Source organism: Streptomyces sp. NPDC048185, from assembly GCF_043202495.1.
Classification (GTDB): Bacteria; Actinomycetota; Actinomycetes; order Streptomycetales; family Streptomycetaceae; genus Streptomyces.
This window is the reverse complement of the sequence record NZ_JBIDAN010000006.1, coordinates 338,342-353,338: the sequence shown is the minus strand read 5'-3', so window position 1 is coordinate 353,338 and position 14,997 is coordinate 338,342. Positions and strand designations below refer to the sequence as shown.

13 protein-coding genes are annotated in these 14,997 nt (G+C 73.6%); 4 read left to right on the top strand and 9 right to left on the bottom strand.

Going from position 1 to position 14,997, the window contains the following annotated elements; genetic code table 11:
* Nucleotides 1-9 precede the first annotated feature (9 nt).
* From ACGF3H_RS20300 to rsmI, 7 genes are all read right to left on the bottom strand, one after another.
* Nucleotides 10-1,824, bottom strand: a complete 1,815-nt coding sequence (locus ACGF3H_RS20300) for an ABC-F family ATP-binding cassette domain-containing protein (RefSeq protein WP_362500063.1) — start codon at nucleotides 1,822-1,824, stop codon at nucleotides 10-12.
* Between the two features lie 55 nt (nucleotides 1,825-1,879).
* The gene (locus ACGF3H_RS20295; RefSeq protein ID WP_362500064.1) at nucleotides 1,880-2,773 is read right to left on the bottom strand and encodes a 4-(cytidine 5'-diphospho)-2-C-methyl-D-erythritol kinase; all 894 of its coding nucleotides are present in this window, start codon (nucleotides 2,771-2,773) and stop codon (nucleotides 1,880-1,882) included.
* Between the two features lie 7 nt (nucleotides 2,774-2,780).
* Nucleotides 2,781-3,641, bottom strand: a complete 861-nt coding sequence (gene rsmA, locus ACGF3H_RS20290) for a 16S rRNA (adenine(1518)-N(6)/adenine(1519)-N(6))-dimethyltransferase RsmA (RefSeq protein ID WP_362500065.1) — start codon at nucleotides 3,639-3,641, stop codon at nucleotides 2,781-2,783.
* Between the two features lie 58 nt (nucleotides 3,642-3,699).
* Complete coding sequence (locus tag ACGF3H_RS20285; RefSeq protein ID WP_362500066.1) at nucleotides 3,700-4,998, bottom strand: ubiquitin-like domain-containing protein; 1,299 nt, start codon at nucleotides 4,996-4,998, stop codon at nucleotides 3,700-3,702.
* 96 nt (nucleotides 4,999-5,094) lie between these two features.
* Entirely contained in the window at nucleotides 5,095-5,976 is an 882-nt protein-coding gene (locus tag ACGF3H_RS20280; RefSeq protein WP_362500067.1) for a TatD family hydrolase, read from the bottom strand.
* Nucleotides 5,977-6,032: 56 nt separating this feature from the next.
* Nucleotides 6,033-6,464, bottom strand: a complete 432-nt coding sequence (locus tag ACGF3H_RS20275) for a hypothetical protein (RefSeq protein WP_362500068.1) — start codon at nucleotides 6,462-6,464, stop codon at nucleotides 6,033-6,035.
* A gap of 254 nt (nucleotides 6,465-6,718) precedes the next feature.
* Complete coding sequence (gene rsmI / locus ACGF3H_RS20270) at nucleotides 6,719-7,567, bottom strand: 16S rRNA (cytidine(1402)-2'-O)-methyltransferase (protein WP_362500069.1); 849 nt, start codon at nucleotides 7,565-7,567, stop codon at nucleotides 6,719-6,721.
* 97 nt (nucleotides 7,568-7,664) lie between these two features.
* On the opposite strand from rsmI, the gene ACGF3H_RS20265 reads away from it, so the two are divergent.
* Nucleotides 7,665-9,410, top strand: a complete 1,746-nt coding sequence (locus ACGF3H_RS20265) for a phospholipid carrier-dependent glycosyltransferase (RefSeq protein ID WP_362500070.1) — start codon at nucleotides 7,665-7,667, stop codon at nucleotides 9,408-9,410.
* Nucleotides 9,411-9,425: 15 nt separating this feature from the next.
* Here ACGF3H_RS20265 and ACGF3H_RS20260 read toward each other — a convergent pair whose 3' ends face one another.
* Nucleotides 9,426-9,551 (bottom strand): hypothetical protein, encoded by a 126-nt coding sequence (locus ACGF3H_RS20260; protein WP_362500071.1) that lies wholly within the window; start codon nucleotides 9,549-9,551, stop codon nucleotides 9,426-9,428.
* A 207-nt stretch (nucleotides 9,552-9,758) separates the two neighbouring features.
* Here ACGF3H_RS20260 and ACGF3H_RS20255 point away from each other — a divergent pair, with 207 nt between their 5' ends.
* Both ACGF3H_RS20255 and ACGF3H_RS20250 read left to right on the top strand, forming a co-directional pair.
* Nucleotides 9,759-11,396 carry a penicillin-binding transpeptidase domain-containing protein gene (locus ACGF3H_RS20255; RefSeq protein ID WP_362500072.1) on the top strand — a complete coding sequence of 546 codons (1,638 nt, stop codon included), beginning with the start codon at nucleotides 9,759-9,761 and terminating at the stop codon, nucleotides 11,394-11,396.
* A gap of 103 nt (nucleotides 11,397-11,499) precedes the next feature.
* Nucleotides 11,500-13,203 (top strand): penicillin-binding transpeptidase domain-containing protein, encoded by a 1,704-nt coding sequence (locus tag ACGF3H_RS20250; protein ID WP_362500073.1) that lies wholly within the window; start codon nucleotides 11,500-11,502, stop codon nucleotides 13,201-13,203.
* A gap of 140 nt (nucleotides 13,204-13,343) precedes the next feature.
* Here the strand turns inward: ACGF3H_RS20250 and ACGF3H_RS20245 are convergent, their stop codons facing one another.
* Nucleotides 13,344-13,721, bottom strand: a complete 378-nt coding sequence (locus tag ACGF3H_RS20245) for an SsgA family sporulation/cell division regulator (protein WP_362500074.1) — start codon at nucleotides 13,719-13,721, stop codon at nucleotides 13,344-13,346.
* A 201-nt stretch (nucleotides 13,722-13,922) separates the two neighbouring features.
* Here ACGF3H_RS20245 and ACGF3H_RS20240 point away from each other — a divergent pair, with 201 nt between their 5' ends.
* Nucleotides 13,923-14,996 carry an energy-coupling factor ABC transporter permease gene (locus tag ACGF3H_RS20240; protein ID WP_362500075.1) on the top strand — a complete coding sequence of 358 codons (1,074 nt, stop codon included), beginning with the start codon at nucleotides 13,923-13,925 and terminating at the stop codon, nucleotides 14,994-14,996.
* The last annotated feature ends 1 nt before the right edge of the window (nucleotide 14,997 follow it).

Sequence of the window (14,997 nt, the reverse complement as noted above, 5' to 3'; positions counted from 1 at the left end):
CCTCGCGGGTCAGGCGTCCTCCGCCAGTTCCAGCCAGCGCAGCTCCAGTTCGTCGCGCTGCCCGGTCAAGGTGCGCAGCTCGGCGTCCAGTTCGGCCACCTTCGCGAAGTCCGTGGCGTTCTCGGCGATCCGGGCGTGGAGCTTGGTCTCCTTCTCGGAGATCTTGTCGAGCTGCCGCTCGATCTTCTGGAGCTCCTTCTTCGCGGCGCGCACGTCGGCGGCGCTCTTCTCGGCCGCCTCGGCGGCCGGCTTCGCCGCGGGCGCGGACGAGGAGGCCGCCGCGGCCTCCTCCATGCGCTGCCGCCGCTCCAGGTACTCGTCGATGCCGCGCGGCAGCATCCGGAGCGCGCCGTCGCCGAGGAGGGCGAAGACGCGGTCGGTGGTGCGCTCGATGAAGAACCGGTCGTGGGAGATGACGATCATCGAGCCGGGCCAGCCGTCGAGGAGGTCCTCCAGCTGGGTCAGGGTCTCGATGTCGAGGTCGTTGGTGGGCTCGTCGAGGAAGAGGACGTTGGGCTCGTCCATGAGCAGGCGCAGCAGCTGGAGCCGCCGCCGCTCACCGCCGGACAGGTCGCCGACCGGCGTCCACTGCTTCTCCTTGCCGAAGCCGAACGTCTCGCACAGCTGACCCGCGGTCATCTCGCGGCCCTTGCCGAGGTCGACGCGCTCGCGCACGCGCTGCACGGCCTCCAGCACCCGCCAGTCGGGGTCCAGTTCGGCGACCTCCTGCGACAGGTACGCCAGCTTGACCGTCCTGCCGACGCGCACCTGCCCGCCGGCCGGCTGCTCCTCGCCCTCGCTGCGGGCGGCCTCGGCGAGGGCCCGCAGCAGGGAGGTCTTGCCGGCGCCGTTGACGCCGACCAGGCCGATGCGGTCGCCGGGGCCGAGCTGCCAGGTGACGTGCTTGAGCAGCACCTTGGGGCCGGCCTGGACGGTCACGTCCTCCAGGTCGAACACGGTCTTGCCGAGCCGGGACGACGCGAACTTCATCAGCTCGCTGCTGTCGCGGGGCGGGGGCACGTCGGCGATCAGCTCGTTGGCGGCCTCGACGCGGAAGCGGGGCTTGGAGGTGCGGGCGGGGGCGCCGCGCCGCAGCCAGGCCAGCTCCTTGCGGACCAGGTTCTGCCGCTTGGTCTCCTCGGTGGCGGCGATGCGCTCGCGCTCGGCGCGGGCGAAGACGTAGTCGGAGTAGCCGCCCTCGTACTCGTACACGTCGCCGCGCTGCACGTCCCACATGCGGGTGCAGACCTGGTCGAGGAACCAGCGGTCGTGGGTGACGCAGACGAGGGCCGAGCGCCGCTCGCGCAGGTGCTTCGCCAGCCAGGCGATGCCCTCGACGTCGAGGTGGTTGGTGGGCTCGTCGAGGACGATCAGGTCCTGCTCGTCGATGAGCAGCTTGGCGAGCGCGATCCGGCGCCGCTCGCCGCCGGAGAGCGGCCCGATCACGGTGTCCAGCCCCTGCGGGAACCCGGGCAGGTCCAGTCCGCCGAACAGGCCGGTCAGCACGTCCCGGACCTTGGCGTTGCCCGCCCACTCGTGGTCGGCCATGTCGCCGATGACCTCGTGGCGGACGGTGGCCTCGGGGTCGAGGGAGTCGTGCTGGGTGAGCACGCCGAGCCGCAGACCGCCGGAGTGGGTGACGCGCCCGGTGTCGGGCTCCTCCAGCTTGGCGAGCATCCGGATCATGGTCGTCTTGCCGTCGCCGTTGCGGCCGACGACGCCGATGCGGTCCCCTTCGGAGACGCCGAGCGACACGCCGTCGAGCAGTGCACGGGTGCCGTACACCTTGCTGACGTTCTCGACATTGACCAGGTTGACGGCCATTTCTCTCCTGCCTGGGGGACGATCGACCCTCCAGGGTAGTCCCGGCCGCGGGCCTCTAGAGCACCGTCGCCCCGGCTGCCGGCCCCGAGGCGGTGCGGACGTCGCGGCAGGTGCCGGACGCCCTCAGCACACCGGCGATGTCCGACGCGGACCTGGCGTCCGGGGCGAGGAAGGCCGTGGTCGGCCCGGAGCCGGAGACCAGCGCGGCCAGCGCCCCCGCGGCGCGCCCGGCCGCGAGGGTGTCGGACAGCTCGGGGAAGAGGGAGAGCGCGGCGGGCTGGAGGTCGTTGGTGACCGCGACGGCGAGCGCGGCGGGGTCGCCCTTGGCGAGGGCGTCGAGGACGGGCTGCGCGGCGACCGGCTCGGGGACGTCCCGGCCCTCGGCCAGGCGGTCGAACTCGCGGAAGACGGCCGGCGTGGACAGGCCCCGCGAGGCCAGTGCGAACACCCAGTGGAAGTCGCCGCCGGTCTCCAGCTCCCTCAGCCTCTCGCCCCGCCCGGTGCCCAGCGCCGCCCCGCCGACCAGACTGAACGGCACGTCGCTGCCCAGCTCGGCGCAGATCTCCAGCAGCTCGGCGCGCGACGCGCCGGTGCCCCACAGGGCGTCGCAGGCGACCAGGGCGGCGGCGCCGTCGGCGCTGCCGCCCGCCATGCCGCCGGCGACGGGGATGTCCTTGGCGATGTGCAGGTGCACGCCGGGCTCGCGGCCGTACCGCTCGGCGAGGGCGAGGGCGGCGCGCGCCGCGAGGTTGGTCCCGTCGAGCGGGACCTGGTCGGCGTCCGGGCCCTCGCAGGTGACGCGCAGGGCGTCGGCGGGGGTCGCGGTGACCTCGTCGTACAGGGAGACGGCGAGGAAGACGTTGGCCAGGTCGTGGAAGCCGTCGGGGCGGGCGGCGCCGACCGCGAGCTGGACGTTGACCTTGGCGGGGACGCGGACCGTCACGCTCACTTGCTCGTCACTCCTTGTGTTCGGCGATACGCGCGAACTCTTCCACGGTCAGCGCCTCTCCGCGCGCCTGCGGCGACACGCCCGCGGCGACGAGGGCGGCCTCGGCGGCGGCGGCCGACCCGGCCCAGCCGGACAGGGCGGCCCGCAGGGTCTTGCGGCGCTGGGCGAACGCGGCGTCGACGACGGCGAACACCTCGCGCTTGGACGCCGTGGTCTTCAGCGGCTCGGTCCGCCGGACGAGTGACACGAGCCCGCTGTCGACGTTGGGCGCGGGCCAGAAGACGTTGCGCCCGATGGCGCCGGCCCGCTTGACCTCGGCGTACCAGTTGGCCTTCACGGACGGCACGCCGTACACCTTCGACCCGGGTCCGGCGGCGAGCCGGTCGGCGACCTCGGCCTGGACCATGACGAGGGTCCGCTCGATGCTCGGGAAGGTGTCGAGCATGTGGAGGAGGACGGGCACGGCGACGTTGTAGGGCAGGTTCGCGACGAGCGCCGTCGGGGCGGGGCCCGGCAGCTCGGTCACGTGCATCGCGTCGGAGTGGACGAGCGCGAACCGGTCGGCGCGCTCCGGCATGCGGGCGGCGACGGTGGCGGGCAGGGCTGCGGCGAGGACGTCGTCGATCTCGACGGCGGTGACCCGGTCGGCGGCCTCCAGCAGGGCCAGGGTGAGCGAGCCGAGACCCGGTCCCACCTCGACCACCACGTCGTCGGGGCGTACCTCGGCGGTGCGGACGATACGGCGGACCGTGTTGGCGTCGATGACGAAGTTCTGGCCGCGCTGCTTGGTGGGGCGCACGCCGAGGGCGGCCGCGAGTTCACGGACGTCGGCGGGGCCCAGAAGGGCGTCGGGGGTGGGGCTGCTCACCCCGCAAGGGTAGCCGGGGGCCGTCGCCGGGCGGCCCGGGGCGGCCGGGCAGCGCGGGTCACCCCCGCAGCCGGGCCCCGCAGTGCGGCCAGGCGCTCGCCCCGCTGCGCACGTACAGCTTCTTGGCCCGGTACGTCTGCTCCGCCGCCGGCGCCTCCTGGGGGCGGCCCTGGCCGCCGAGGCTCTGCCAGGTGGCGGTGTCGAACTGGTACAGGCCCCCGTACGTCCCCGAGGGGTCGACGGCGTCCGGGCGTCCGCCGGACTCGCAGGCGGCCAGCCCCGGCCAGTCCAGGTGGTCGGCGCCCCGCACGGAGACGGGCCGGGGCCGGGTGCCGACCCGCACGACCTGGGGCCGGGGTTCGCGCACCACCTCGGTGTCCAGCCTGCGGGGCTTCTGCCGGACCCCGTTGACCGTGCGCACGGCGTACGTGGTGCGCCGCAGTCCGGGCTGCCCCGCCTGCTCGACGACCTCGGTGCCCCGGGGCAGGGAGGAGTCCTCCGCCCGTTCCTCGGCGAAGGGCAGGGGGTCCTCGCGGACCTCCCTGGTGTCGGTGACGCGCAGCACGGTGACGGTCTGCCCGTCCCGCGGGAAGCCGGCCCCGGGGACGGAGGTGGTGTCCTGGCCGCGCAGGGTGACGCCGGCCTGCTCGACGGCCTCGCGCACGGTCGCGGCGTTGGTACGGATGGTGCGGGCCCGGCCGTCCGCCATGACCGTCACCACGCGTTCGGTACGGACGTCCAGCGCGAGTCCTTCGCGTCCGATGCGCCGGGAGCGGGAGGTGGACAGGTGGGCGCCCTCCGTGCGGACCCCGAACTGCCGCAGCGCCCCCTCGACGGTGTCGGCGGTGGTCCACACCTGGCGCCGGTGCCCGTCGAGGGTGAGCAGGACGGGCCGCCCGTGGCGGACGGCGATCTCGTCGCCGCTGGTGAGCGGCGTGCCGGGGGCGGGCGAGATGACGTCGTGGGCGCCCACCGGGACGCTCTCCCGCGCGAGCAGTTCGGTCACGTCGTCGGCGAAGGTGTGCAGGGTGCGGGACCGGCCGTCGACGGTCAGCTCGACCGCCTTGTCCTCGGCGACGAAGGCGGTGGTGCCGCCGGCGAGGAACGCCACGACCAGGGCCTGCGGCAGCAGCCGGCGCACGGTGCCGTCCGCGCGGCCGGCGTACCGCGCCCGGCGCCGGTGCGCGGCCCGGCCGCCCGCGGCGGGGGCGGACACGCGCGGTGGGCTCTGCCGGGGCAGCGCCGGCCCGGCCGCCTCGTAGGCGGGCCGGTAGGTCTCCCCGTAGGGCAGGGTCGGCGCGCTGTGCACGTCATACGGTTCACAGGTCTCGTACGTCTCGAACTGCGTCTTGCTCACGCCGACACGCTCCAGGGGTCCGGATCGGGCCCCCAGAACCTAGCCGAGCGGCCGTCACTCTCCAAAGCGACGCGACTACGCGGCGTGAGGGATGTGTCAGTAGCCGAAGGCGCGTGCGGTGTTCGCGGCGAGGGCCGCGGCCAGGGTGTCCTCGTCGGTGCCGCGCACGGCGGCCATCGCCCGCACCGTGACGGGCACCAGGTAGGGGGCGTTGGGGCGGCCCCGGTAGGGCACCGGCGTCAGGAACGGCGCGTCGGTCTCCACCAGGATCAGCTCCGTCGGGGCCACCGCGAGGGCGTCGCGCAGGTTCTGGGCGTTCTTGAAGGTGACGTTGCCCGCGAAGGACATGTAGTACCCGGCCTCGGCGCAGATCCCGGCCATCTCCGCGTCGCCCGAGTAGCAGTGGAAGACGGTGCGCTCGGGGGCGCCCTCCTCCTTGAGGACGCGCAGGACGTCGGCGTGGGCGTCCCGGTCGTGGATGACCAGGGCCTTGCCGTGCCGCTTCGCGATCTCGATGTGGGCGCGGAAGGACCGCTCCTGGGCCTCCTTGCCCTCGGGCCCGGTGCGGAAGTGGTCCAGGCCCGTCTCGCCGACGCCCTTGACCTGCGGGAGTGCCGCGAGCCGGTCGATCTCGGCGAGGGCGTCGTCGAGCGCCGCGTCCCCGCCGGCCTGCCGCGCGCCCTGCCGGGACCAGCCGTCGGGATCGCCGTGGACGATGCGCGGCGCCTCGTTGGGGTGCAGGGCGACGGTGGCGTGGACGGCGTCGTGCTCCGCCGCCGTCTCGGCCGCCCAGCGGGAGCCGGCGAGGTCGCAGCCGACCTGGACGACCGTGGTGACGCCGACGGACGCGGCCTTCGCGAGGCCCTCGGCCACCGTGCCCGACTGCATGTCGAGGTGGGTGTGCGAGTCGGCTACCGGTACCCGGAGGGGCTCCGGGAGCGGCGGTGCGGCGTTCTTGTCGGACGCGTTCGAAGGCATGCCCCGATCCTACGGAAGGGGCATGCCTTCGTGGATCGCCGCAGGTCGTGGAGGGGTCAGCTCGCCCTGCGCCGGAGGTGGAGGGCCTGGAGGAGGTCGGACAGGTGCGAGTGCCGGTGCCCGGACGAGACCCCCGGCGCCCCCGGTCCGGGCTGCTCGGGCACCCGCGGGACCTCCAGCGGTCCGGCCGGCGGCACCCGGTGCACGCCGTGCGCGGGGCCGCGCACCGAGGCGACGCGCCCCGGCCGCATGATCCGTACGACGTGGTTGTCGCAGTTGGCGCACGTGGGCCGGCTCAGCGGAGAGGGCACGACGCGGCCGTCCGCCACGTAGCGCACGAACTCGCGGCCGTCGGAGTCCCTGTGGTGCTGTATCTCGAACGACTGCTCCCAGCCGTGCCCGCAGCGCATGCAGGCGAAGGAGTACGACTCGTGGACGACGTCGGTGGCTCCGGCCCGCAGGCCGGGCTGCCCGGTGATCTCGCTCATGCCAGCTCCCGATGTCCGCTGGACGTGGGGAACGGGTACGTCCCCCTTCGTCCAGTGGACGCCTCGCCCGTCGGGAATGCACCGGTCCTGTCGAGTATTGGAACCGTTTTGAGCGTTCCTTGCCCAAGTGCCTTCGGCGGGCGGGCTGGGGCTTTGCCTTGTGGACAGGCTGTTTGCCCACCCATGGGGCGCAGGCGCGCGTGACGCCCGTCCTGCCCGCGCGGGCGCCTCGCGGGCGCCCGCGCCTCCCGCTCTCACGCGCCGGCGTGCTTCGCGGCCACCACCGCGTCGAACACCTCCCGCTTGGGCACGCCCGCGTCGGCGGCCACCGCGGCGATCGCCTCCTTGCGCCGCTCCCCGGCCTCCTCGCGCACCCGCACCCGGCGCACCAGTTCCTCGGCGCCGACCTCCTCGGGCCCGGTGTCCGCGGCGCCCTCGACGACGACGGTGATCTCGCCGCGCACCCCTTCGGCGGCCCACGCGGCGAGCTCGCCCAGTCCGCCGCGCCTGACCTCCTCGTACGTCTTGGTCAGCTCCCGGCAGACGGCGGCCCGCCGGTCGGCGCCGAACACCTCGGCCATCGCGGCGAGGGTGTCGTCGAGGCGGTGCGGCGCCTCGAAGTAGACGAGGGTCCGGCGTTCCGCGGCGACCTCGCGGAGCCGGCCGAGCCGTTCGCCGGCCTTGCGCGGCAGGAAGCCCTCGAAGCAGAACCGGTCGACCGGCAGGCCGGACAGCGCCAGCGCGGTGAGCACGGCGGACGGGCCGGGCACCGCGGTCACCCTGACGTCCCGCTCGACGGCCGCGGCGACCAGCCGGTAGCCCGGGTCGGACACCGAGGGCATGCCGGCGTCGGTCACCAGCAGCACGCGCGCGCCGCCCACCAGCTCCTCGACCAGTTCGGGCGTGCGGGCGGACTCGTTGCCCTCGAAGTACGACACGACGCGCCCCTTGGGCGTCACCCCGAGCGCCTGGGTGAGCCGGCGCAGCCGCCGGGTGTCCTCGGCGGCCACGACGTCGGCGCCGGCGAGTTCCGCGGCGAGCCGGGGCGGGGCGTCCTGGACGTCGCCGATGGGGGTGCCCGCCAGTACAAGGGTTCCAGTCACGTCCCCCATCCTCCCAGGGGTGCGCGGCCGGGGACGCATCCGGACCGGTGAGGGCCGTGCGCGGGACGCGCACAGAACGGTTCCCTACGATGGCGCGGTGACCAGTACCGCGTCCTCCACGGACCTCCGGCAGGACCAGGCCCCGCCCGACCAGGGGCCCGCCTGGCAGCAGCGGCTGCGACGCTTCGGCTACACGGCGAAGGCGCCCTCGGGCGACGTCCGCGACCGGCTGGTGCCGCCGTACACCCGGCCCGGCCCGCGGCTGTGGATCTTCCTCGGCCTGTCGAGGACGGCGGCCGACCGGATCGGGCGCTGGTCGGGCTGGGGCGGTCCGCTGCTGGTCACGCTGCTGGCGGGCGTGCTGCGGTTCTGGAACCTGGGCAGCCCGAAGGCGGTGATATTCGACGAGACGTACTACGCCAAGGACGCCTGGGCGCTGGTCCACCGCGGTTTCGAGGTCAACTGGGACAAGAACGCCAACGACCTGATCCTGAACTCGGGCGGGCACGTACCGATCCCGACGGACGCGGCGTACGTCGTCCATCCGCCGGTCGGCAAGTACGTGATCGGGCTGGGCGAGCTGATGTTCGGGTTCGACCCGTTCGGCTGGCGGTTCATGACGGCGCTGCTCGGCACGCTGTCGGTGCTGCTGCTGTGCCGGATCGGGCGCCGGCTGTTCCGCTCCACGTTCCTGGGGTGCCTGGCGGGCGCGCTGATGGCGCTGGACGGGCTGGCGTTCGTGATGAGCCGCACCGCGCTGCTGGACAGCGTGCTGATGTTCTTCGTGCTGGCCGCGTTCGGCTGCCTGGTCGTGGACCGCGACCGGGCCCGCGCCAAGCTCGCCGCCGCGCTGCCCGTGGACGCCGACGGCCGGGCCCGTCCGGACGCGCACGTGGCCGGGACGCTGCGCCTCGGGTGGCGGCCCTGGCGGCTGGCGGCGGGGGTGATGCTGGGCCTCGCCGCGGCCACCAAGTGGAACGGCCTGTACGTGATGGCGGCGTTCTGCGTGATGGCCGTGCTGTGGGACGTCGGCTCCCGCCGGGTCGCGGGCGCCCGCCGGCCGTACCTGGCGGTCCTGAAGCACGACCTGGGCTGGGCGTTCCTGTCGACCGTGCCGGTGGCCGTCGTCACCTACATCGTGTCCTGGACCGGCTGGATCCTCTCCCCCTCCGACGGCTCCGGCGGCTACTACCGCGACTGGGCGACGGCCGACGGCCGGACCAGCTCCTGGTCGTGGCTGTTCCCGGACTGGTGGCGCAGTCTGTGGCACTACGAGACGCAGGTGTACGAGTTCCACACCCACCTGACGTCGCCGCACACGTACCAGTCCAATCCGTGGAGCTGGATCGTCCTGGGCCGCCCGGTCTCCTACTTCTACGAGTCGCCGGGGGCCGGCACGGACGGCTGTCCGGTCGACGCGGGCGAGAAGTGCGCCCGCGAGGTGCTGGCGATCGGCACGCCGCTGCTGTGGTGGATCGGCTGCTTCGCCCTGCTGTACGTCCTGTGGCGCTGGGCCTTCCGCCGCGACTGGCGCGCGGGCGCCATCGCCTGCGGCCTGGCGGCCGGTTACCTCCCCTGGTTCCTGTACCAGGAGCGCACGATCTTCCTCTTCTACGCCGTCGTCTTCCTGCCCTTCCTGTGCCTGGCGGTGGCGATGCTGCTGGGGGCGGTCGTGGGCAGACCGGGCTGCGGCGACACCCGGCGCGTGGCGGGCGCGACGGGCGCGGGGGTGCTGGTGCTGCTGATCGCGTGGAACTTCATCTACTTCTGGCCGCTCTACACGGGGACGGCGATCCCGATGGAGGAGTGGCGGTCGCGGATGTGGCTCGATACGTGGGTCTGACCCCCCCGGGCTGGATCACGCGGTGTACGTCACGGTCACCGGCGCGGTGTTGTCGGCCACGTCCGGGTCGTCGGGGGTCGGCGGGACGGTGACACTGCCGGCGCCGCCGTCGACGCGCTCGGTGATGCGTACACGCATCATGACGGCGCCGGACGTGAGGACCTCGCACGGATGGGGGTCGCATGGGCCTCCGGGCCGCTCCCGGGGCCGGGGCGCGGCATCACTGTTCGGCCACCAAACGGAAACATCCGTACCATCGGTCACCCCCTGCGCATAGAGTGCCACACACAACTACTTCTGAACGCGTTCAAGTAAGCGCGTGCAGAGCCGACGGGGAGGGGACTGTCCATGGGCAGGGGGGTGAAGGTCGCCGTCATAGGCGGCGTGTTCGCCGTGATGGTGGGCGGGGCCGGCTACGGCGCCTACAACGTCGTGTCGGCGCTGGACGGGGGCGGCGGCTCCGGGGCCGCCGGGGCGTCCGTGAAGACGGGGCCGCCGAGCGGCGACGAGGTGAAGGAGACCGCGGACAAGTTCCTCACCGCCTGGGAGAAGGGCGACGCGACGACGGCGGCCTCGTACACGAACAACGCCGCGATCGCCGGGACGCTGCTCACGGCCTACGGCGAGGACGCCCACATCACCGACGTCGAGATCACGCCCGGCGAGGTGAGCGTGAGCGGGATGACCGTGCCGTTCACGGTGAAGGCGAAGGTCTCCTACGACGGCGCATCCAAGCCGCTGACGTACCGCAGCGAGCTGACCGTGGTGCGCGGGCAGACCACCGGGCGGGCGCTGGTCGACTGGGAGCCGGCCGTCGTCCATCCCCAGCTGAAGGACGGCGACACGCTGGTCACCGAGGAGTCGGCGACGCCGCAGATCCAGGCCGTCGACCGCGACGGCACCGTGCTGACGAAGGAGAAGTACCCCTCGCTCGGCCCGGTCCTCGCCACCCTGCGCGAGAAGTACGGCGCCAGGGCGGGCGGCACGCCGGGCGTGGAACTGGCGATCCGGCACACCACGACCCAGGCCCCGGACACCCCGCTGCTCACGCTGACCGAGGGCAGCCCCGGCAAGCTGCCGACGACGCTCAGCGCGAGCGTGCAGGCGGCCGCCGAGCGGGCCGTCGGCAGGTACGACGAGTCCTCCGTGGTCGCCGTCAAGCCCAGCACCGGTGAGGTGCTGGCCGTCGCGAACAACCGCGCGGACGGCTTCAACGCCGCCTTCCAGGGCAGGGTCGCCCCCGGCTCCACCATGAAGATCATCACGGCCGCCATGCTCATCGACAACGGCGTGACCTCGATGAACGGCCCGGCGCCCTGCCCGGACACGGCGACCTGGCAGAGCCAGACCTTCAAGAACCTCACCAACATGAAGCCCGACATGGGCGCCACGCTCGCCGGCGACTTCCTGCGGTCCTGCAACACGGGCTTCATCAAGCTCATCGACGAGGACCCGCTCACCGACTCGTCGCTGACGCAGGAGGCCCAGGAGCGGTTCGGGCTGGGCCGGGACGACTGGCAGACCGGCATCGTCTCCTTCGACGGCAGCGTCCCCGCCGTCAGCGGCCCCGACCGCGCGGCGGGCGCCATCGGCCAGGGCCAGGTCCAGATGAACCCGCTGAACATGGCCTCGGTGACGGCGACCGCCGTCACCGGCGAGTTCCGCCAGCCGTACCTGGTGTCGCCGGAGCTGGACGGCCGGCAGCTGGCCACCGCCAAGGGGCTGCCGCAGGGCACCGCCTCCCAGCTCAAGCAGATGATGCGGCTCACCGCCACCCAGGGCACCGCCGCGAACGCCATGTCCGGGCTCGGCGGCGACATCGGCGCCAAGACCGGCTCGGCCGAGGTCGACGGGAAGGCCACGTCCGACAGCTGGTTCACCGGCTTCCGTGACGACGTCGCGGCGGCGGCCATGGCCCAGCAGGGCGGCCACGGCGGTGACGCGGCCGGTCCGATCGTGGCGGACGTGCTGCGGGCAGGCGGCTGAGCACGGCCCGCCGGACGGACACCCTAGGGTGGTCGCCGTCGTGGCAAGGGTGCGGCAGCAGGGGCCCGGAGTTCTCCGGGCGACGCGGAGGAACGGGACACGAGTGGGCAGCAGAAGGGCCGTCGCCGGGCGACGGAGGACGAGACCGGCCGTGGTCGGCGGGGTGGTCGCCGTGGTCGTGGGCGCGGGAGTCGGCGCGTGGGCGCTGTACGGCGGCGGCGCGGCGGCCGAGGAGACCGGGCGCACCACGTCCGCCGCGGCCGAGGAGAAGGCGCGGACCGGCCCGCTGACGGCGGCCGAGGTCACCGCGGCGTCCCAGCGGTTCCTCACGGCCTGGCAGCGCGGCGACGTCGCCGGCGCGGCCGCCGCGACCGACGACGCCGCGGCCGCCACGGCCCTGCTCACCGGCTGGACGAAGGACGCCCGGATCACGGGCGCGACCTTCACTCCGGGCGCCCCGGCCGGCGCCGAGGTGCCGTTCTCCGTCAAGGCGACCGTGGCCTACGAGGCCGGGACGCGGAACGGCACCTCCCGGTCCGGCGGGATCAGCGTGCCGCTCGCCTACGACAGCGCGCTGACCGTCGTCCGGCGGGCCGGCGACGGGGCACCGCTCGTCGACTGGCACGCCTCGGTCGTCCACCCCGAGCTGAAGGACGGCGACCGGCTGGTCACCGGCGAGGCCGGAACGCCCCCGGTCAAGGCCCTGGACCGCGACGGCGGGGAGATCACCGCCGCGACGTACCCGTCGCTCGGCACCGTCCTGGACGGTCTGCGCGAGAAGTACGGCAAGAAGGCCGGCGGCACGGCGGGCATCGAACTGCGTGTGGTCCGCGGCGAGAAGTCGAAGGCCGCGAAGGCGTCCGACAAGACCCTGCTGGAGCTCAGCGAGGGCACGCCGGGCACCGTGCGGACCACCCTGGACCCCGGCCTCCAGGCCGCCGCCGAGCGGCAGGTGGCGGGCAAGGCGCGGGCGTCGGTCGTGCTGCTGCGCGCCTCGACGGGGGAGATCCTCGCGGTCGCCAACGGCAGCCACGGCTTCAACACCGCCTTCCAGGGCTCCCTCGCCCCCGGCTCCACCATGAAGGTCGTCACCGCCTCGCTGCTCATCGAGAAGGGCCTCGCGTCGGCCGACAAGCAGCACCCGTGCCCGAAGTACTTCAGCTACGGCGGCTGGAAGTTCCAGAACGACGACGAGTTCGAGATCAAGAACGGCACGTTCAAGGCCAGCTTCGCCCGGTCCTGCAACACCGCCTTCATCAGCCAGGCCCCGGAGCTGGAGAACGACGACCTGACCAAGCAGGCCCAGGAGGTCTTCGGCCTGTCGAGGAACGACTGGGCGATCGGCGTGCCCAGCTTCGACGGCTCGGTGCCGGTGCAGAGCGCGGCGCCGATGGCCGCCTCCCTCATCGGGCAGGGCGGGGTGCGGATGAACCCGCTGAACATGGCGTCGGTGTCGGCGACCGTGCGCACGGGCACCTTCCACCAGCCGTACCTGGTGGACCCGTCGGCCGACGGGCGCAGGACCGCCACGGCGTCCCGCACGATGTCCGCGTCGACGCTCGGGCAGCTGCGCGAGCTGATGTCCTACACGGCCACGAACGGTACGGCGGCCGAGGCGATGGCCGGGATGAGCGGTGAGACCGGCGCCAAGACGGGGTCCGCGGAGGTCGACGGCCAGGACAAGCCCAACGGCTGGTTCACCGCGTACCGGGGCGACCTGGCGGCGGCGGGCGTGGTCCAGCAGGGCGGCCACGGCGGTGACACCGCGGGGCCCATCGTGGCGGCGCTGCTGAAGGCGGGCGGCTGAGCCGACGCCTCCGGTGAGCTGCCGGTTCCGGCGGGCGTCCGGACGGGGCGCGCGGGGCGGCCGGGCGGCGGCACGTGGCGGCGGCGCGCCGGGGCGGCCGGGCAGGAGCAGGCGGGGGGGGCGGCCGGGCGGCGGTCCCCTCAGTGCGGCACCGGCTCGGCCGCCGTGGCGTAGGTGCGGCTCAGGAACCGGATGAGCGCCTTGGTCTCGAACTGGACGACCGAGCACCCCTGCGGGGAGTGGAACTCGACGACCGTCTGCACCCGCCCGCAGGGCCACACCCGCACCTCCCCGCTTCCCGTGGGTGCCCGCAGGCCCCGTTCCAGCAGGTCCCGGGAGAAGCTCCATTCGCGCGCGACAGGGCTCCGGCCCCGGCCGGGCAGGCCCACGCACACCGAGCGCGGGTCGTGGTCGGGGTCGTAGCGCAGCACGACCGGTATGGCGCCGCCGTCGTCCTCCTCGGGGAGGTCCGCGTCCGTGAGGATGTGGGCTCGTGCGTACTGTTCGACAACGGACATCGGATCGCCCCTCACGCTCTGTCACCGGTGTGGAAGCTCTGCCCCTACCCCTCATCAAATGTCCCATATTTTCCGAATGACACATTTTGAGGGAGTGTCACCCCGCGCCGCCCCCGCGCCGCACGGTCGCCTATCTCACAACTGAGATGACGAGCCCCTCGCTCTTGCAAGAGGTTCGCAACAAGCCTCTATCATCGACCCGTGCATGTACCTGACGGATTCATCAACGCCCCGACCTCCGCCGTGACCGGAGTCGTCGCCGCCGGCGCCATCGCGGTGAGCCTGCGCGGTGCGCGGCGCGAGCTGGACGAGCGCACGGCGCCCCTGGCGGGCCTGGTCGCGGCGTTCATCTTCGCGGTGCAGATGCTGAACTTCCCCGTCGCCGCGGGGACCAGCGGGCATCTGCTCGGCGGCGCGCTGGCCGCGATACTCGTGGGTCCCTACACGGGGATCCTGTGCGTCTCCGTCGTCCTGCTCATGCAGGGCATCCTCTTCGCGGACGGCGGTTTGACCGCGCTCGGCGTGAACATCACCGACATGGCGATCGTCACGACGGTCGTCGCCTACGCCCTCTTCCGGGGCCTGGTGAAGGTCCTGCCGCGCACCCGCCGGTCGGTCACCGTCGCCTCCTTCGTCGCCGCGCTCGTCTCCGTCCCGGCCGCCGCCCTCGCCTTCACCCTCCTGTACTGGATCGGCGGCACCACCGACGTCTCCATCGGCAAGGTCGCCACCGCGATGATCGGCGTCCACGTCCTCATCGGCATCGGCGAGGCCGCGATCACCGCGCTAACCGTCGGCGCCGTCATCGCCGTACGACCGGACCTCGTGCACGGCGCGCGCGGGCTCCAGCAGCGGCTGAAGCTGCGCGTGAACGGTGAACTCGTCGACGCCCCCGCCGCCGAGCCGGCCCCCGCGCCCGCCGCCGCCCGCTCGCCGCGCAAGGTGTGGATCACCGGCCTGGTCGCCTCCCTGGTCCTCGCCGGGTTCGTCAGCTTCTACGCCTCCGCGAACCCCGACGGCCTGGAGAAGGTCGCCGCCGACAAGGGCATCGACGAGAAGGCCGAGGAGCACGCGAACGCCGACTCCCCGCTCGCCGACTACGGCGTGAAGGACATCGCGAACGCCCGCGTCTCCGGCGGCCTCGCGGGCGTCATCGGCGTCGGCGTCACCGTCGTCGCGGGCAGCGCGGTGTTCTGGGCGGTGCGCAGGCGGCGCGGCGACGACACCTCCCCGAGCAGCACGACGACCGGCACCACCAGCGGCACGAGCGTCTGAG

Coding starts and splice junctions, on each gene's coding strand:
- ACGF3H_RS20245 (WP_362500074.1), bottom strand. CDS start 13,721: ATGTCCGTTGTCGAACAGTACGCACGAGCCCACATCCTCACGGACGCG.
- ACGF3H_RS20260 (WP_362500071.1), bottom strand. CDS start 9,551: ATGATGCGTGTACGCATCACCGAGCGCGTCGACGGCGGCGCCGGCAGT.
- ACGF3H_RS20280 (WP_362500067.1), bottom strand. CDS start 5,976: ATGCCTTCGAACGCGTCCGACAAGAACGCCGCACCGCCGCTCCCGGAG.
- ACGF3H_RS20255 (WP_362500072.1), top strand. CDS start 9,759: ATGGGCAGGGGGGTGAAGGTCGCCGTCATAGGCGGCGTGTTCGCCGTG.
- ACGF3H_RS20275 (WP_362500068.1), bottom strand. CDS start 6,464: ATGAGCGAGATCACCGGGCAGCCCGGCCTGCGGGCCGGAGCCACCGAC.
- ACGF3H_RS20300 (WP_362500063.1), bottom strand. CDS start 1,824: ATGGCCGTCAACCTGGTCAATGTCGAGAACGTCAGCAAGGTGTACGGC.